Here is a 20024-nt window from a genome sequence, read left to right on the forward strand (position 1 = left end):
GATGGGTTATGGTTGGATAATCGTGTTTCTTTTGGTCCTTTTGCTGGGCTGTGGATATGTAAGTTGGCATGTATGGCAGATTCTGCCCCTTGCTGTAGTAGGTAAATGGATTGTCGTTGGAGCATTTTTGCTTTGCATCGTATGCTTCTTTACCAATTTTATCTTAGGCTTGGATAATAAGCCAATGCCAATAGCTATTACATTGTATGAAGTTGGCAATTCTGCTGTGTTTGTCGGGCTGTATCTGTTGTTACTCTTCCTTGTGCTCGACTTGGGAAGATTACTTCATCTTGTTTCTCGTTCCTTCCTTTATAATAGTTGGGCAGGTACAGTATCGGTAGTTGTTATTATGATTGGATTATTCGTTTATGGATATTTCAATTATTTGCATAAAGAGCGTGTACCCTTAACTTTGCAGTCGGCAAAACCGATGAAACAGCAACATCGTTTGGTAATGATGACCGACCTACATTTAGGTTATCATAATCGTGCAGATGAGTTTAGAAAGTGGGTTGATAAGGTGAATGAAGAGCAACCAGAGGCTATTCTTATAGCAGGAGATATTATTGATGGTAGTATTCGTGCATTAATAGACCAAGATATGGCAACTGAATTTCGTCGTCTGAAGGCTCCTGTTTATGCTTGTCTGGGAAATCATGAATATCTAAGTGGAGAACCTCGTGCAAAGAAGTTCTATCAAGATGCAGGGATTCATCTGCTCATTGATAATCATAGTGTGGTGCCTTTGGCAGGTGGTGACTCAATTCTTATTGTAGGACGCGATGATAGGACGAATAAAAAGCGTGCCAGTCTACAGCATTTGATGAAGTTTGCTCCAAAGGGTTATTATACGATTCTTATGGACCATCAGCCTTATCATTTGGAAGAGGCACAGCAAACTGGTATCGACTTCCAACTCTCTGGCCACACGCATTATGGTCAGGTGTGGCCTGTAAGCTGGATAGAAGACCTTATCTATGAGGATGCTTTCGGACCTTTACAGAAAGGGAATACTCAATATTATGTGTCTTCTGGAATCGGTATTTGGGGTGGTAAGTTCCGTATCGGAACAAGGTCTGAATATGTAGTAGCTGATATCAAGTAGGGATTAACCATTCTGTTTGTTTAGAACAATATTTTAAACAAACTACTTATAGCATAATATGCTTATTGTTAGTGGTTTAATTTATATCATTAAATGATATCTACAAGTTGAATTCTTCATCATCTGTTATAATGTTCATGCTGCGCACATATGGTGCGGAGCATGAACACCATAGGTGCGGGGCGTAAGCACCATTGGTGTTCATGGTTTAATGTGTTATTCTTTTTTGTTGAGAGGGGGCTATGCATTGTCGGAAAAGAATCATATAACCAAATATAAACGATAAGGTCGGTAATTGTACGATTAATTAAGAAATAAGACTTCATTATCGCCTATCACCAGATGAGAGATTAAGACAGAATAATTCTAAAGATGTTCCAACGTTTTCTTAATAAGATAAGTCGTTCGTTACGATGTGTTGAAGAATCTAAAAAGAAAAACAGATATTAGTTTGCGGTTATCAGAAAATAGTTGTATTTTTGCAAAGAATATATTTCGATCGATGAAATAAGGAAAGAAGTTCCTTTGTTTTCGTTCGTTTTTATTTTGCTAAAATTAATGTTGATAGTTGACTACACGTTATTTGTTCAAATGAAAAAAATTATTTTCTCCCTCATAGTTACGGCTATGATTATGACCATGACGGGATGTGGCTCAAGTAAGGGCTTTACTTACTTAGAAAACGCTGATTCTATTAGCCTTGCTGCTTCACGTGGCTTGTATGATGCACGCATCATGCCAAAAGATGAATTGACGATTACTGTAAACACTACTGACCCAGATGCTGCAGCTCCTTTCAATTTGCAGGTGCGTAATCAGTTGGGTAGTGGTAAGCAGGTTGCTTCGGGTGGTGGCTCTTTGCAGGGTTACTTGGTAGACAACTCTGGATTCATCAATTTCCCAGTAATTGGTAAGATTCATGTAAGTGGCTTGACAAAGCCTGAGTGTGAAGACCTTATCAAGAGTAAGATTCAGCCTTATTTGGCACGCACTGAGAATCCTATTGTGACTGTTCGTATGAGCAGTTATCATATAACCGTTCTTGGTGAAGTTGGTCATCCAGGTGTTATTCCTGTATCAACAGAGAAGATGAGCGTCTTGGAAGCAATTGCACAAGCTGGTGACCTTGGTGTTTATGGAAAGCGTGATAACATTATGTTGATTCGTGAAGATCCAACAGGTCAGAAGCATGTTGTACGTTTGAATCTCAATGATGCAAACTTGCTTAACTCACCTTACTATTATCTTCAGCAGAATGATGTCCTCTATGTTCAACCAAACAGTGTAAAGGCTAAGAACTCTGGTATCGGTAGTTCTACTACCCTCTGGTTCTCTTTCATTGGTATTGTGACATCAGTGGCATCGTTGCTTGTAAACGTATTGAGAAAGTAAAATACTGTCCTTAGAGGCTCTATAGCCTTTCTTTGGATAAAATATAATAGGAATGAGAATATCTTTGATATCCATGTCTTGGGTAGACCTTAGGGGACTACTAAAAAGAGAGGGTGTGAGAGGTATTCTCTTTTTGAATTTGGGGTAACTGATTGTATAAGGATTATGTGTGGAATTGTAGGATACATTGGAACAAAGCGTGAAGCTTATCCCATTTTAATTAAAGGCTTACAGCGCCTTGAATATAGGGGATATGACAGTGCAGGTGTAGCATTGATAAATAAAGGTAAGGAACTGAATGTTTATAAAACAAAAGGAAAGGTTGCTGACCTGGAAGAGTATTGTTCAGATAAGGACATAACAGGTAATATCGGTATTGCTCATACGCGTTGGGCAACACATGGTGAACCTTCATCATTAAATGCACATCCGCATTATTCACAGTCGAAGAATCTTGCTATTATTCATAATGGCATTATTGAGAACTATGCTGAAATTAAGCATAATCTCATGGAAAAAGGAATGACATTTCAGTCAGAAACTGATACGGAAGTATTGGTACAATTGATTGATTATATACAGACAAAGAAAAACCTCAGTTTACTGGAAGCTGTTCAGTTAGCACTTCATCAAGTCATTGGTGCATATGCTATAGCTATACTTGACAAGCGCAATCCAGACACTATTATTGCGGCACGTAAGCAGAGTCCATTAGTAGTAGGTATTGGTGATGGAGAGTTCTTCCTTGGCTCGGATGCCAGTCCTATTGTAGAGTATACGGATAAGGTAGTATACTTGGATGATGGCAATATCGCCGTTATGAAGTTAGGAGAAGAACTGAAGGTTGTTAATATTCTAAATGAAGAACTGTCACCAGAGGTGCGTACAGTAGATATTAATCTTGGAGAGATAGAGAAAGGAGGTTTCCCTCACTTTATGCTCAAAGAGATTTTTGCACAGCCAGAGTGTTTGAAGAATTGTATGCGTGGACGTGTACATCCAGAACATACTCAGGTAACATTGAGAGCTTTGATAGATCATCATGATAAGTTGTTGAATGCGAAGCGCATAATTATTGTTGCTTGTGGTACAAGTTGGCATGCAGGACTAATTGGTAAACAACTCATAGAGGAGTATTGTCGTATTCCTGTTCAGGTCGAATATGCAAGTGAATTCCGTTATGGCAATCCTGTGGTTGGTGATGGTGATGTTGTAATAGCCATCTCACAGAGTGGTGAAACAGCAGATACACTTGCTGCAGTAGAACTTGCAAAATCAAAGGGTGCTTTTATTTATGGTATTTGTAATGCCATTGGTTCAAGTATTCCACGTGCAACAGACACCGGAACTTACATTCATGTAGGACCTGAGATTGGTGTAGCATCAACGAAGGCTTTTACAGGACAGGTTACAGTGTTGACAATGTTTGCGCTTGCACTTGCCAATGCAAAGGGAACTATCAGCGAAGAAGATTACAAGAAAGTGATAAAAGAGTTGGCTGAAATGCCTTCTATTATAGAAGAGGTGTTAAAGTCAAATGAGCAGATAGCAGACTTAGCACGTACGTTTACTTACGCCCGTAACTTCCTATATCTGGGTCGAGGATATAGTTATCCGGTAGCTCTGGAAGGAGCATTGAAGTTGAAAGAGATATCCTATATACATGCTGAAGGCTATCCAGCAGCAGAGATGAAACATGGACCAATAGCTTTGATAGATTCAGATATGCCTGTCGTAGCTATTGCAACACATAATGGAATGTATGAGAAGGTTCGTAGTAATATCCAAGAGATAAAGGCACGCCAAGGACGCGTGATAGCCTTAGTTTCAAAGGGTGATACAACCATCTCTAAGATAGCAGATGCTGTTATAGAACTCCCAGACATGATGGAATGTCTTGAGCCATTAGTAGCAACGGTTCCATTGCAGCTGTTGGCTTATCATATTGCTGTATGTAAAGGCAAGGATGTTGATCAGCCAAGAAATCTGGCTAAGTCTGTAACAGTAGAGTAGGGGGAGGTGAGTGGTTGACGCCAGACATTATAAGACATAGTCTGTGTATTTATTCTTAATGAATATAACGAATGCGCAGGCTGTGTTACTCCTAATAAAGTGAAGTTTATATTCATCTTCCTTTTTATTAAGGGAGACATGAAAATAGATATACGATTTTAAAAGTAAAAGAAAGACAGAAAACCTTATCAATGGAAAAGAACATTCATGAAGACTGCGGTGTGGCAATGATTCGATTGCTGAAGCCGCTTGAGTATTATCAGGAGAAGTATGGCACCTGGATGTATGCACTGAACAAACTCTATCTGATGATGGAGAAACAGCATAACCGTGGTCAAGAGGGAGCTGGTATGGCTTCTGTAAAACTGGATTCTGAGCCAGGTAATGAATATATGTTCCGTGAACGTGCAGAGGGTAAGAATGCTGTCGCTGAGATTTTTGCTAATGTTCATAAGCATTATAAGAACCTTTCACAGGAGCAGTTATCTGATGTTTCTTTTGCTAAAACTAATCTCCCCTTTGCGGGAGACCTTTATATGGGCCACCTTCGGTACTCTACTACCGGCAAGAGTGGCCTTTCTTATGTTCATCCTTTCTTGCGTCGCAACAACTGGAAAGCAAAGAATCTCTGTATGTGTGGTAACTTTAATATGACTAATATTGGAGATGTCTTTGAGATTTTGACTGAACAGGGACAGTGTCCACGTATCTATAGTGATACGAACATTCTTTTGGAATTGATGGGACACAGACTTGATCGTGAGGTTGAACGTAACTTTGTGGATGCGCAAAAGTTAGGTTTGGAGAAGCGTGCTATCACCAACTATATTGAAGAGAACGTACAGATGAGTAATGTTCTCAAGACAACGATGCAGCACTTTGATGGTGGCTACGTTATCTGTGGATTGACTGGTTCGGGTGAGATGTTCTCTATTCGTGACCCATGGTCGATTCGCCCAGCTTTCTATTATAAGAATGATGAGATTGTTGTTTTGGCAAGTGAACGTCCTGTTCTGCAGACTACATTCGACCTTGAGTGTGATGATATCCAAGAGTTGAAACCTGGTCAGGCACTGATTGTTAATAAGCGTGGTGAATGTTCACTACAGCAAATACTTGAACCTAAGCAGAATGCTGCTTGTTCTTTTGAGCGTATCTATTTCTCACGTGGTTCAGATCGTGATATTTATAAGGAGCGTGAGACATTGGGACGTCAGTTGACAGAGCCTGTATTGAAAGCAGTTGACTATGATACAGAGCATACAGTTCTCTCGTATATCCCTAATACTGCGGAGGTTGCGTTCTATGGTCTTGTTCACGGCTTTAAGGAGCAGATTGACAAGAAGAAGGTTGAGCAGATCGCAGCTTTAGGTTCTAATGCTTCTTCAGAGGAGGTCTATCGTATTATTCATCAAGATGTACGCTCTGAGAAAGTGGCATGGAAGGATATTAAGTTGCGTACCTTTATCACAGAAGGAAACTCGCGTAACGACCTTGCATCTCATGTTTATGACGTAACATACGAGTGTATTAAACCTTATGAGGATAATCTTGTCATTATTGATGACTCTATCGTTCGTGGAACAACATTGAAGGAGAGTATCCTTCGTATTCTCGATCGCTTGCATCCTAAAAAGATTGTTGTCGTATCCAGTGCGCCACAGATTCGATTCCCAGACTACTATGGTATTGATATGCCACATCCAGAAGAGTTCTGTGTCTTCCGTGCAGTAATCGAACTGATACGCGAACGTGGTATGGAAGACTTACTTCGTGAGGTCTATGAGAATTGTAAGAAAGAATTGGCAAAGCCTAAGGGAGAGACCATTTCAAATGCTGTACGTGCAGTTTATAAGCCTTTTACGGTAGATGAGATTAATAAGAAGATAGTTGAAATGCTGCGCCCAGAAGGTATGACAACACCTGTAGAACTCGTGTTCCAGAGTGTGGAGGGATTACATAATGCAATACCTAATCATCCAGGTGATTGGTATTTTACAGGAAACTATCCCACTCCAGGTGGTATGCGATTGGTCAATGAGGCCTTCGTAAGCTATTACGAGCGTGAACATTTAAATACAGGAAAGGCGTAATAACCGCTTGTCTGTAAATTATCATCATGATAAAAAAGAATTATTTTCATGAAAAGAAAGATTCCTTTTCACGATAAAAAATATTTCTTTTCATGAAAAGAATTTTCAATCCAACAATACTATAAGCAATGAGGAACGTAACTTTAGTCTTAAGTGACGGAACAAAATTCCATGGAAAGTCGTTTGGATACGATGCCCCAGTAGCTGGTGAGGTGGTCTTCAACACTGCGATGATGGGCTATCCAGAGAGCTTGACTGACCCTTCATATGCGGGTCAGCTACTAACAATGACCTTCCCATTGGTAGGTAACTATGGTGTACCACCTTTTACTATTGAGGAAAGTGGTATCCCAACCTTCATGGAGAGTGATAAAATCTATGTCTCAGCCTTGATAGTGTCTGACTATACAGAGGAGCATTCACATTGGAATGCTGTGGAGAGTTTGGCTGACTGGCTGAAGCGTGAACACGTACCAGGTATTACTGGTATTGATACACGTGAACTTACTAAGGTTCTACGTGAGCACGGTGTGATGATGGGTAAGATTCTCTTTGATGATGAACCTAATAATATCCCAGAGGCTGATTACGAGGGAGTAAACTTTGTTGATCGCGTTTCAACAAAAGAGATTATCCACTACAACGAGGGCGCTGGTAAGAAGGTTGTCCTTGTTGACTGCGGTGTGAAAGCCAATATTATCCGTTCATTGATTACCAGAGGAGTTGAGGTTATCCGTGTACCTTGGAACTATGATTATACTGGTATGGATTATGATGGCCTTTTCCTCGGTAATGGTCCTGGCGACCCTGATATGTGTAATGATGCTGTTGAGGTTATTCGTAAGCAGATGAGTATGAGTAAGAAACCTATCTGTGGAATCTGTATGGGTAATCAGTTGCTTTCAAAGGCTGCAGGAGCAAAGATTTATAAGTTGAAATACGGTCATCGTGGACATAATCAACCTGTTCGTATGGTAGGTACTGATAAGTGTTATATAACCTCACAGAATCACGGTTATGCGGTTGATGCTTCAACATTAGACAAGGATTGGCAGGAACTCTTCGTTAACATGAATGACGGTAGTAATGAGGGTATTCGCCATAAGGAGAACCCTTGGTTTACCTCACAGTTCCACCCAGAGGCTTGCTCTGGTCCGGTTGATACTTACTTTATGTTTGATAAATTTGTAGAAACACTGAAATAATGAAAGACGAGTCAATAAAGAAAGTCCTGATACTTGGTTCAGGCGCATTGAAGATTGGTGAGGCAGGAGAGTTTGATTACTCTGGTTCACAGGCGTTGAAGGCATTACGCGAGGAGGGTGTTTCTACGGTTTTGATTAACCCAAACATCGCAACAGTACAGACATCTGAGGGTGTAGCAGACCAGATTTATTTCCTTCCAGTTCAACCTTACTTTGTTGAGCGTGTTATAGAGAAGGAACGTCCTGATGGAATCCTCCTGTCTTTTGGTGGTCAGACAGCACTAAACTGTGGTGTTGAGTTGGATAAGACAGGTGTTCTGAAGAAGTATAATGTAAAGGTTTTAGGTACCCCGGTTAAGGCAATAATGGATACTGAAGACCGTGAACTCTTTGTTGAACGACTCGATGAGATTGATGTAAGGACAATCAAGAGTGAGGCATGTGAGGATATTCAGCAGGCACGTGTGGCTGCAAAGAACCTCGGTTATCCTGTTATTGTACGTGCTGCATACGCATTAGGTGGCCTTGGTAGTGGATTTGCTGATAATGAGGAAGAACTGAATACACTCTGTGAGAAGGCTTTCTCGTTCTCTCCTCAGGTTTTGGTAGAGAAGAGTTTGAAGGGTTGGAAAGAGATAGAGTACGAGGTTGTTCGTGACCGTTATGACAACTGTATCACAGTTTGTAACATGGAGAACTTCGATCCGCTTGGTATTCACACAGGTGAGTCTATCGTTATTGCACCATCTCAGACCCTTTCTAACAGCGAGTATCATAAGCTCCGTGCACTGTCTATCAAGATTGTACGTCACATTGGTATTGTTGGTGAATGTAATGTTCAGTATGCTTTTGACCCAGAGAGTGAGGACTATCGAGTTATTGAGGTAAATGCTCGTTTGTCACGTTCTTCAGCTCTTGCCAGCAAGGCAACTGGTTATCCTCTTGCTTTCGTTGCTGCTAAGTTGGGTATGGGATATGGACTCTTTGAGTTGAAGAACTCTGTTACAAAGACTACTTCAGCTTTCTTTGAGCCAGCACTTGACTATGTAGTTTGCAAGATTCCACGTTGGGACCTTAGTAAGTTCCGTGGTGTGGATAAGGAGTTAGGTTCAAGTATGAAGTCTGTCGGTGAGGTAATGGCTATTGGTCGTAACTTTGAGGAAGCCATTCAGAAGGGACTTCGTATGATTGGACAGGGCATGCATGGCTTTGTTGAGAACAAAGAATTGCAGATAGACGACCTCGATGCAGCATTGCGTGAACCTACCGACAAGCGTGTGTTCCTTATTTCTAAGGCGATGCACAAGGGCTATACGGTTGACCAAATTCACGAACTAACGAAGATAGACCGTTGGTTCCTTAATAAACTCAAGCATATCATAGATATTGATGAGGAACTGAAGACTAAGAATATCAACACACTTGATAAGGAACTTCTGCGTACAGCAAAGGTTTATGGCTTTACAGACTTCCAAATCGCACGTGGTGTTGGTTTGGAGGAAGAGTGCAAGAAGATGCACGAAGCGATGAGAATCGTTCGTCGTCTGCGTAAGAGTTTTGGTATTCTTCCTGTTGTTAAGCAGATAGATACATTGGCTGCCGAGTATCCTGCACAGACCAATTACCTCTATGTTACATACGCTGGTGTAGCTTCAGATGTTACGTTCCCTAATGATCGTAACTCAGTTATCGTACTTGGTTCAGGTGCTTACCGCATTGGTAGTTCTGTAGAGTTCGACTGGTGTGGTGTTCAGGCATTGAATACCATCCGTCGTCAGGGCTATCGTTCTATCATGATTAACTATAATCCAGAGACAGTGTCAACGGATTATGACATGTGTGATCGCCTCTATTTCGATGAGTTGACCTTCGAACGTGTTATGGATATCATTGATGCAGAGAACCCACATGGTGTGATTGTATCAACAGGTGGTCAGATTCCAAATAACCTTGCTATGTATCTTGATGAGGAGAATGTGCCTATTCTTGGAACATCAGCAAAGGATATTGATAACGCTGAGGACCGTGCTAAGTTCTCGTCAATGCTCACAGAGAATGGTATCAATCAGCCAGAATGGAGTGCATTGACAAGTATGGACGATATTGATAAGTTCGTTGACCGTGTTGGCTTCCCAGTACTTGTACGTCCATCTTACGTACTTTCTGGTGCAGCTATGAATATCTGTTCTAATAGAGATGAACTCACTCGCTTCCTTCAGTTGGCTGCCAACGTCAGCGAAGACCACCCTGTTGTGGTAAGTAAGTTCATTGAACATGCAAAGGAGATTGAGATGGATGCTGTTGCACAGGATGGTGAGATATTGGCATACGCTATCTCTGAGCATATTGAGTTTGCTGGTGTTCACTCTGGTGATGCTACAATTCAGTTCCCACCTCAAAAACTTTATGTTGAAACTATGCGCCGTATTAAGCGTATCAGTCGTCAGATTGCGAAGAAGTTGCACATCAACGGACCATTCAACATCCAGTTTATGGCACGTGATAACGATATCCTCGTTATTGAGTGTAATCTCCGTGCGAGCCGTTCATTCCCATTCGTTAGTAAGGTGTTGAAGCTCAACTTCATCGACTTGGCTACTAAGATTATGCTCGGTGCGCCTGTTGAGAAGCCAAGCAAGAACCTCTTCGACCTTGATTACGTAGGTATTAAGGCATCTCAGTTCTCTTTCAACCGCTTACAGAAGGCCGACCCAGTATTGGGTGTTGATATGAGTTCTACAGGTGAGGTAGGTTGTTTGGGTGATGATACCTCTACAGCTTTGTTAAAGTCTATGCTGTCTGTAGGTCTTAGAATACCAAAGAAGACAGTCTTGTTGTCGACAGGTGGAGCAAAGCAGAAGGCTGAAATGCTTGATGCTGCAAAGATGTTGAAGCAGCATGGTTATGAACTTTATGCAACAGTCGGTACATCAAAGTATCTCGCAGAGAATGGAATTGAGAATACATGCGTGTATATGCCTTCGGATGAAGGACAGCATCCACAGGCACTCGATCTCTTACACGAGAAGAAGATAGACATGGTTGTGAACATGCCAAAGGACCTTACTCCACGTGAGTTGACCAATGGTTATAAGGTTCGTCGTGCAGCAATCGACCTCAATGTACCATTGATTACAAACAGCCGATTGGCAAGTGCGTTTATCTCAGCCTTCTGCAATGTCAGCTTAGATGACATTGATATCAAGGCTTGGGGAGAATATTAATAGTCTTCTGGGGTTAAAGGAGTTAAGGGAGTTAGAAGGAGTTTAGTTAACAATTATCATTGTTGGGGTTGATACCTTTCACTAAACTCCCTTGACTTCCAAAGCAAGGGTTAGGAAATAATGTCTAAACTCCTTCTAACTCCCTTAACCCCTTTAGCTTCTTAAAGATGAAACAACATTCAATGAAGTTGCTGCCCTTAGTCTTTGTGGCTATCTTTGCAGTAGCTTTTATGTCTTGCTCAGGCTGTTCTTCACGTGGAGTAGGGCATTATGATACAACACAGGTCGACACTATGTTGGCTGTCGATCTTGATAGTAATTCGTCAGGTGATGGGACGTATGTTTCTTCATGGACCTATTTCAACGATTCTGCAGTAGCCAATATGCAGAGTGCTCCAAACAAGAAGTCGCAGATAACGCCTTCTAATCGTATGAACATTCGTGTACGTTATCTTGGACGTGTAGGTGTTGAAGCATGTATGATTCTTGGTGATGGCGAACAGTTTGCGGGTAACAGTTATGATACAACCAACTATGTTCGTGTCTATGCGTATGGAGAGGAGGTTGGACGATTCAGTTATAAGCCGGGTATCAGTAAGCAGACTGATTCCGCTTTTGTTCAGAATCCAGAAGTTTTTGTTGATTGTCTCCGTAAGTATCGTTCATTCAAGATTGAAACAACGACTTTTACCAGTGGCACACTCGTTTACAGTTTTGATGCTATCGCTGCATTGGCAAAGAGAAAACAAAAGTAAGGTGTTACCTTTTTTGTAACCTTTGTTTTACTACAATAGCATTGTTTATATCTCTAATTATCAGAATATAACATTATAAAAAGGCAGTATTTAAAGGATAAAACATAATGAAGAAAGGATTTGTATTAGAAGGAGGAGCCATGCGTGGATTGTTTTCTGCTGGTGTAATGGATGTTCTGATGGAAAATAACATATGGCCTGATGGCGTTATTGGCGTTTCTGCGGGTGCGGCTTTTGGTTGTAATATGAAGTCAAAGCAGGCAGGACGGGCGATAAGATACAACAAGAAGTTGGCAAACGACTGGCGTTATGCTTCTTTGCGTTCACTCTTAACAACAGGTGATTACTATGGTGGTGAATACGCTTACCATTATATGCCTCGCCATATTGATTACTTCGATGTTGATACTTTTCGTGAGAATCCAATGGAGTTTTGGGCTGTATGTACAAACGTTGGAACGGGTAAAGCGGAGTATAAGCGACTGATGGAGGTTGATAATAATTGTTTAGAATATATTCGTGCCTCTGCATCTATGCCTATTGCTGCTCGTATTGTGACGGTAGAAGGCAAGAAACTTTTGGATGGTGGTATTGCAGACTCCATTCCTCTCCGCTTCTTTCAGGAACAAGGCTATGAGCGTAATTTGGTTGTTCTTACTCAGCCAGAGGGTTTTGTGAAAGAGCCAATCTCACTGATGCCCCTTATGCGTATGTGGTTACATCGTCATCCACGTGTTGTAAAAGCTTTGGAGCAACGACATATCATGTATAATGAACAGTTAGCTTACGTTCGTGCAGAAGAAAAGAAGCCTAATACCTTAGTGCTTCGTCCTAAAGCAAAACTAACAATAGGGCATTTCTCACACGACCCAGCAATGATGCAAGCAACCTATGATCAGGGTAGGGAAGTAGCTTTAGAACATCTAAACGAGATAAAGGAATTGTTTGGAGTAAGTGAGGGAAAATAAGTTTTTAACTATTCTTTAAAATTGAATCTTATGGAATTAATAACCAATGAAACATCATTGAATACGCATTTCAATAAACTAATTTGTTCATTTAAGCATGTATGTATAGCTGTAGCATGGGCAACTGACCAATGCTCCATGTATGATGTACTATGTCAGAATGAAAATAAGATAGAAAAGATGATTGTCGGATTGAATTTCACAAGTACAACTCCAAAATTTATAAAGAGGTTCAAGTCTAATGAGAATGTTCGTTTCCTTGAATTACGTTCACCACATACTTTCCATCCTAAATTTTACTTCTTTTACAATAGTTCTTCTGATTGGAGTTTAATAATTGGTAGTTCAAATTTCACAGGGGGAGGATTTGGATTAAACATGGAAGCATGCGTTCTTATAAACAGCGAAGACAAACAAAATGACTTTTATAAGCAATGTACTGACTATATCAACAATGTTTGGGAACAATCATCTCGACTTAGAGATACAGACATTTCTAAGTATAAAGCAAAATTTGAGAAACAGAAGAAAGAGCATCTTTATGACAAATACAAGTTTCCTCTTACCAAGTATGGTGCAATCATAGATACACTTAGTTGGAAAGACTATGTTAAGAGGGTGATGAAAGATAAAGATAGCGTAGAAGTTCGATGTCAAATTCTGAAGAAAGCGCATGAGTTATTTAACAAGTATAGTTCGTTTAAGGATTTCCCTGATAACGAAAGGAAATGTGTTGCGGGCATTCAACGTGATCTACCTGGTATGGAAGATGTAGACTGGGGATTCTTTGGTACTTGTTTTGGCAATGGTATATTTAAGAAGGCTATCATTGATAACAATACAAAACTTGTTGAGGCTATTGATGCTATACCCTTAGAAGGTGAGGTTACAGTTGAACAGTATAAGAAGTATTGTTCTATATGGAAGAAAGAGTATAAAGAACCTGTAGCACTTGCTTCACGCCTTCTTGCAATGAAACGCCCTGACTTATTTGTATGTATCAATAACCGTAATAGGAAGTTACTATGCAATGAATTTGCCATTTCTCAATCATCGTTATCAATGGATTCTTATTGGGATGAAATCGTTTCTCGAATACAAGCTTCTGTATGGTATAAAGATTGCTGTCCAAAATCTCATTCTGAAAAAGAAATTTGTCAGTATATGGCAGCAATGCTTGATAGTATTTACGATCAAAAAGATAATTGAATAATAGATAAAACACCATATTTAATATCTTTGTAGTATGAGAATCTTGGAATAAGATTTTGGTATAGAATAAGTAAACTGTAATGTAAACTAAAAAAGAAACATATATGGATAACCAATTGAACGACAGTAATAAAATAAATATTCTTTTTATTTGCTTAGGTAATATTTGTCGCTCTCCGGCTGCGCATGCTGTGATGCAACATCTTGTTGAGGAGCGAGGCTGTGCAGACCGATATATGATTGATTCAGCAGGAATTGGTAATTGGCACGTTGGACAGTTACCTGATAAGCGCATGCGTGAACATGGTAGACTGCGTGGATATAGCGTTGATCATCGTGCTCGTCAATTCGATGAGCGTAGAGATTTTGAGTTATTCGATAAGATTGTCGTAATGGACGAGGATAATTATCGAAACATTACGTCTCAAGCACCTAATGAAGCAGCACGAGAAAAGGTTGTACGAATGGCAGATTTCTTTACTCAACATCCTTCTGCTACTTGTGTTCCTGATCCTTATTATGGTGATGCTGACGATTTTAACTTAGCTCTTGATTTAATAGAAGACGGTTGTGAGGGTATTCTTAATACTATCTAAGGCTTTCCATTTTAGGGTAGTATAACTCTTCTCTAACCACAAACAATACTCATTTTAATAGCCTATTGTTAGGTGTTAAGTACTTCGCACTATTGGTGTTAACCGTTAGCACACATGGTGCTAAGCATCCGCACGATGTGTGCGGAGCGTTAATATGTCAGTAGAAAATGGACTAAAAAGGTCATAATAAGTATTATAAAAAACTCCCATAACAAACCATTGCTGGTAATGTTATGGGAGTTTTTATTTTATCCTTTGGTATCTCAGACTATTCCATAGTCTTCAATATCTCCTGACAGAGCATGTAGCCCTTAATCATCATACGTGGAACGTGGAATGGACCCTTGAAGATATTACCCTTTGCAGGCTGTGCAACGGTTCCGTCACGATGTAGGTAACCATACCACTCAGGATAGTCTTGATCAGGGAAGTGGGCGTATGTCCACTCGCTAATACGCTGATGTCGATAGAGATATTCCTCGTCGCCAGTTCCAAGGTAGGCATAGAGAGAGGCAATGATTGTCTCGCACTGTGGCCACCAGAACTTCATATCCTGTGAGTAGTCCTGTGGTGGGAGGTTACGACAGTCTCTGAAGTTGATGATACCACCATATTGCTTGTCCCATCCCCAGTCCCATGACCAATCGAAGATGGTGAGGGCGGTGTCGAGTAAGTCTTTATCCCAGTTGCGCAACTTAGCTTCCTCCATGATAAACCATGCAGTTTCAATACAATGACCAGGGTTGATAGTACGTGTTGCATTGGTATCAATGAATTCTCCCTTTGGGCCGACTGTTTCAAGCAATGCCTTGAACTCTGGGTGCATGAAGTAGCGACGGAGTAATGAGATAGACTCGTCAATCTGTTGGGTCAGTGTAGGGTCGTCAATTACTGCACGCAGACGTGAACCAACGTTGATAAGAATCATAATGATAGAGTGGCTCTGCATCTCTACACCTGCTTCATATTTAGCTGGAAGAAAACCCGGAGTAGAGAGGAAACGCTGTGCATCGTGGAATACCTGCAATGCTCTTTCTGCATAATGCTTGTCACCTGTAGCCAAAGAATATTCGGCAAAAGCTATTGCAGCGAAAGTCTCTGAGAAAACATAGCGACGCTTACGCAGTGGTTTACCCTCTGCTGTTACCTCAAAATACATGTGTCCATTCTCGTCAAAGCAATGCTTCTCAATGAAGTCAATGGTAGACTTTGATGCCTCAAGCCATTCCTGATTCTTCTCTACATTATTGTATGCAAAAGCGCAGATGAAGGCCCATCGTCCTTGAAACCATACCGACTTGGTCGTGTCCATCAATGATCCATCACGATCCAAGCAGGTGTATATACCGCCATTCTCCTTGTCCCAACCATGGTTCAACCAGAAAGGCATAATGTTGTTTGTTAGGTCGTTCTTGTAGGTTTCAGCCCATGAACGTAAGTATTCTTTCTTATCCATAATTTTAGGTGATATAGACAATGTGTTAATTTCTTAATGGATTGTAAAGTAAGGAGGACAGTCTGTACCGTTGTATAGCTGTCCTTTACTACTGTCCTTTGGCAAAATTAGGACTAATTTATCAATTATCCAAAGAAAAGAATTGAAAACTCTTTCTTTATTGCCTATAGAATATGTCTTACTTTAGTACTTTTGCAAGGAAGCGAGAAGTGTAGCTCTCTTTGTTCTTTGCCACAACCTCTGGTGTACCACAACTCAACATGCGACCGCCACCACGACCACCTTCTGGTCCCATGTCAATGATGTAGTCTGCAAGTTTGATGACATCGAGGTTGTGTTCGATGATGATAACGGTGTTGCCACGGTCAACAAGTTTCTGTAATACGTCCATCAAGATACGTATATCTTCAAAATGCAGACCAGTTGTAGGCTCATCAAGGATGTAAAGTGTCTTACCTGTGTCACGCTTTGCAAGTTCGGTTGCCAACTTAACGCGCTGACTCTCACCACCAGAAAGGGTTGTAGAACTTTGTCCAAGCTTGATATAGCCCAAGCCAACGTCCTGTAATGCCTTGATCTTCGGCAGAATCTGTGGTACGTTCTCAAAGAATTCTACAGCCATATTGACTGTCATATCCAATACGTCTGCAATAGATTTACCCTTAAAACGCACTTCCAATGTTTCTCGGTTATAGCGTTTGCCGTGACAAACCTCGCACGGTACCATCACATCAGGTAGGAAGTTCATTTCAATGGTTTTGTAACCATTACCGCCACAGGTCTCACATCGTCCTCCTTTCACATTGAAAGAGAATCGTCCAGGCTTATAACCACGAATCTTAGCTTCGGGAAGATTGACGAAGAGTTGGCGGATATCGGAGAACACGCCTGTATAGGTTGCAGGGTTACTGCGTGGAGTACGGCCAATAGGACTTTGGTCAACGTTCACCACTTTATCAATGTTGTCAATGCCTTCAATCTTTCCGTAAGGCATAGGACGTTTCAGAGAGCGATAGAAGTGTTGTGAAAGTATAGGTTGTAAAGTCTCATTGATGAGTGTACTTTTACCTGAACCAGACACACCAGTGACGACAATTAGTTCGCCAAGTGGGAAAGTAACGTTCACGTCTTTTAGGTTATTACCCTTACAACCTGTGAGTTGGATGGTCTTTCCATTTCCTTCTCTGCGTTCTTTAGGAAGCTCAATGGCACGTTCACCATTCAGGTATTGTGCTGTAAGTGTGTGTGTCTTGAGCATGTCTGCAGGCTTTCCTTGAAAGACAACCTCGCCACCTTTGCGTCCAGCTTTTGGTCCGATGTCTACAATCCAGTCCGCAGCACGCATCATGTCTTCGTCGTGTTCAACAACAATAACCGTATTTCCCATGTCACGTAACTCTTTCAGAGAGTTGATAAGACGCTCGTTATCGCGTTGATGAAGTCCGATAGAAGGCTCATCGAGGATGTAGAGTACGTTGACAAGTTGTGAACCAATCTGTGTAGCAAGGCGAATACGTTGGCTCTCACCACCAGATAGCGTGGCACTTTGACGGTTTAAGGCAAGGTAGTCAAGGCCCACATCGAGTAGAAAGTTTATACGTTTACGAATCTCCTTTATGATTTCAACGGCGATAGTACGCTGCTTTTCGCTCATGTGTTCCTCAACATGATCAACCCAGTCTTTCAGCTCGGTGATGTCCATTTCTGCAAGATCAGCAATGTTTTTATCCCATATTTTATAGGATAGAGCCTCTCGATTCAAGCGATGACCATGACATTCTGGACATTGTGCTTCGGCTATGAACTGGTCTGCCCACTTCTTTCCAGCTGAGGAATCATCGTTCTCCATAACCGTACGGAGATACTTAATGATACCATCAAAGGACACAAAGTAATCGGAGGTGGTGTGTACAAGCTCTTTAGCAATCTTCAACTTTTCCAAAGAACCATACAAAACCTCGTCCATAGCTTCCTTAGGTATATCCTTGACAGGGGTCTTGAGGTCACAATTATGCCTCTTTAAGAGGGCGTCTATCTGCCAGAAAATCATCTGGTTCTTATATTTCCCTAAAGGAACTATTGCGCCACTATGGATGTCTTGTTTGTCATCTGGAATCACTTTCTTCAAGTCAATCTCATCAATCACACCCAAACCTTTACACTGTGGACAGGCTCCTTCGGGTGAGTTGAATGAGAAGATGTTTGGTGCAGGGTCTTTATAAGCGATGCCCGTAACAGGGTCCATCAGTCGTTTAGAGAAGTACTTGGCTTCGTCTCGTTCGTTATCAAGAATCATTATCAAGCCTTCTCCTTGCTTCATTGCCGTTGAAACGGTCTTTGCCAAACGCTCACGTAGCGTGTTATTCTCCGTACCACCGAGTTTCATCTTGTCGATAACAACCTCGATATTATGGTTCTTGTAACGGTCAACCTTCATACCACGTGTTAGCTCTTGTATCTCTCCATCGACACGAATATACAAGTAACCTTTGCGTCGCATCTGCTCAAAGAGCTCACGATAATGACCTTTACGGTTGCGAACAAGTGGTGAGAGAATATATATCTTGCGGTCTTGATAATCAGACATAATCATGTCCACCACTTTTTCCTCGGTGTATTTCACCATCTTTTCACCGCTCATATAAGAGTATGCCTCACCTGCACGTGCAAAGAGAAGACGGAGGTAGTCATATATCTCTGTTGTTGTACCAACGGTAGAGCGGGGATTCTTATTGGTTGTTTTCTGTTCAATGGAGATGACAGGGGATAGTCCTGTAATCTTATCTACGTCTGGGCGCTCCATGTTTCCAAGGAAGTTGCGTGCGTAAGCAGAGAAAGTTTCAATGTATCGACGCTGACCTTCGGCGAAGATAGTGTCGAATGCAAGTGAACTTTTACCTGAACCAGATAGTCCAGTGAAGACGGTAAGTGAGTTACGAGGGATGGTTATGTCTACATTCTTCAGATTATGTACTCTGGCTCCGAAGACTTCTATTTTCTCATTCATGGGGTTGTTGGGTGTTAAATGTTGGGTGATGGGTGTTGAATGTTGGGTGTTGATGAATTGTTGGGTGTTTGTTGATGGTTGATGGGTGTTGAGGATTAGCACCATGTTGATGATTTCTTTAATGATAACCACCGATGAAAAATACTATTCATCACCACCCATCACTCACCACCTATCACCCATCCAACATCACCTCGTCGACTGTGTGTAACCTCTGAGGAGGTTAACATCTCGTCGAATGTGGAACTCTTTGCCGTCAGCTCCTTTGGCGGTTACATTGACGAAGTAAGTCCCTTGGGCAACATCTTTGCCTTTATACTTACCATCCCAGCCACCAGCAGGGTCGTTCCATTCGTATATCTTTTGTCCCCAACGGTTAAAGATAATAGCTTTAAACTCTACAATACTCTTATATCCAGGCTTTGCACGATAGATATCATTGATACCATCTCCATTGGGTGAGAAAGCATTAGGCATCTGTAGGCTACTCTCACTAATGGAGAAACTAATAGCGTTGTAGCGTGTGGTATCACCATTCAGGATTTCATAAAGCACTACCCTCGTTGTTCCTGCCTCTGTAAAGGTGTATTCGGTATTCTCATCATAACGGATAAGAAAAGCTGAACGTGGGTTATTTTGATTGAAGAAGTGCCATTCGTAGTGGGTTGCCGCATCCCTTGTTGTAGGTGGATTGGCTGAGAACTCGATCGTCAAAGGAGCTGAACCAACATAAGTGTCACCTGCGGCAATTGTATTGGTTTCACCATTTGTATCGGTATATTTACCTGAGGGTTGGCAATCTTGTGCCCATGCTATAGAAGAGAAAAGTATAGACACCATCACCCCCAATAGTCTAAATTTATATTGTTTCATTTCAATAGTTCGTTTGATGTTACCTTGAAAAATGTATAATCGTGCAAATTTACACAATTTTTCCCATACAAACAAGTAAATCTATCTGCCTGAATAGGATAATAATATGTATTTCTATCTGATAA

13 protein-coding genes are annotated in these 20024 nt (G+C 41.2%); 10 read left to right on the forward strand and 3 right to left on the reverse strand.

Annotation, left to right across the window (positions count from 1 at the left end):
* Window position 1 precedes the first annotated feature (1 nt).
* From HMPREF1505_RS12280 to HMPREF1505_RS12325, 10 genes are all read left to right on the forward strand, one after another.
* Window positions 2–1105 (forward strand): metallophosphoesterase, encoded by a 1104-nt coding sequence (locus HMPREF1505_RS12280; RefSeq protein WP_036925863.1) that lies wholly within the window; start codon window positions 2–4, stop codon window positions 1103–1105.
* A gap of 591 nt (window positions 1106–1696) precedes the next feature.
* Window positions 1697–2497: a polysaccharide biosynthesis/export family protein gene (locus tag HMPREF1505_RS12285; protein WP_004361228.1), complete on the forward strand. Its 801-nt coding sequence runs from the start codon at window positions 1697–1699 to the stop codon at window positions 2495–2497.
* Between the two features lie 165 nt (window positions 2498–2662).
* Window positions 2663–4510, forward strand: a complete 1848-nt coding sequence (gene glmS / locus HMPREF1505_RS12290; RefSeq protein ID WP_036925865.1) for a glutamine--fructose-6-phosphate transaminase (isomerizing) — start codon at window positions 2663–2665, stop codon at window positions 4508–4510.
* 191 nt (window positions 4511–4701) lie between these two features.
* Entirely contained in the window at window positions 4702–6603 is a 1902-nt protein-coding gene (locus HMPREF1505_RS12295; protein ID WP_036925868.1) for an amidophosphoribosyltransferase, read from the forward strand.
* Between the two features lie 128 nt (window positions 6604–6731).
* Complete coding sequence (gene carA, locus HMPREF1505_RS12300) at window positions 6732–7808, forward strand: glutamine-hydrolyzing carbamoyl-phosphate synthase small subunit (RefSeq protein WP_013263963.1); 1077 nt, start codon at window positions 6732–6734, stop codon at window positions 7806–7808.
* Window positions 7808–11032, forward strand: coding sequence for a carbamoyl-phosphate synthase (glutamine-hydrolyzing) large subunit (gene carB, locus HMPREF1505_RS12305; RefSeq protein ID WP_036925872.1), 3225 nt, complete (start codon window positions 7808–7810; stop codon window positions 11030–11032). The genes carA and carB overlap by 1 nt, the downstream gene beginning before the upstream one ends.
* Window positions 11033–11199: 167 nt before the next feature.
* Entirely contained in the window at window positions 11200–11787 is a 588-nt protein-coding gene (locus tag HMPREF1505_RS12310; protein ID WP_036925874.1) for a hypothetical protein, read from the forward strand.
* A 107-nt stretch (window positions 11788–11894) separates the two neighbouring features.
* Window positions 11895–12755 (forward strand): patatin family protein, encoded by an 861-nt coding sequence (locus HMPREF1505_RS12315; protein ID WP_036925877.1) that lies wholly within the window; start codon window positions 11895–11897, stop codon window positions 12753–12755.
* Window positions 12756–12785: 30 nt separating this feature from the next.
* The gene (locus tag HMPREF1505_RS12320) at window positions 12786–13964 is read left to right on the forward strand and encodes a phospholipase D family protein (RefSeq protein ID WP_036925880.1); all 1179 of its coding nucleotides are present in this window, start codon (window positions 12786–12788) and stop codon (window positions 13962–13964) included.
* A 107-nt stretch (window positions 13965–14071) separates the two neighbouring features.
* Window positions 14072–14563: a low molecular weight protein-tyrosine-phosphatase gene (locus tag HMPREF1505_RS12325; RefSeq protein WP_036925882.1), complete on the forward strand. Its 492-nt coding sequence runs from the start codon at window positions 14072–14074 to the stop codon at window positions 14561–14563.
* Between the two features lie 268 nt (window positions 14564–14831).
* On the opposite strand, the gene HMPREF1505_RS12330 is transcribed toward HMPREF1505_RS12325, so the two are convergent.
* The 3 genes from HMPREF1505_RS12330 to HMPREF1505_RS12340 form a co-directional block, all read right to left on the reverse strand.
* Window positions 14832–16019, reverse strand: a complete 1188-nt coding sequence (locus tag HMPREF1505_RS12330) for an AGE family epimerase/isomerase (RefSeq protein ID WP_036925885.1) — start codon at window positions 16017–16019, stop codon at window positions 14832–14834.
* A 178-nt stretch (window positions 16020–16197) separates the two neighbouring features.
* Entirely contained in the window at window positions 16198–19026 is a 2829-nt protein-coding gene (uvrA, locus tag HMPREF1505_RS12335; protein ID WP_036925886.1) for an excinuclease ABC subunit UvrA, read from the reverse strand.
* 189 nt (window positions 19027–19215) lie between these two features.
* Window positions 19216–19899, reverse strand: a complete 684-nt coding sequence (locus tag HMPREF1505_RS12340) for a gliding motility-associated C-terminal domain-containing protein (protein ID WP_036925888.1) — start codon at window positions 19897–19899, stop codon at window positions 19216–19218.
* Between the last annotated feature and the right edge of the window lie 125 nt (window positions 19900–20024).

The organism is Prevotella sp. ICM33, assembly GCF_000517825.1.
GTDB lineage: Bacteria > Bacteroidota > Bacteroidia > Bacteroidales > Bacteroidaceae > Prevotella > Prevotella melaninogenica.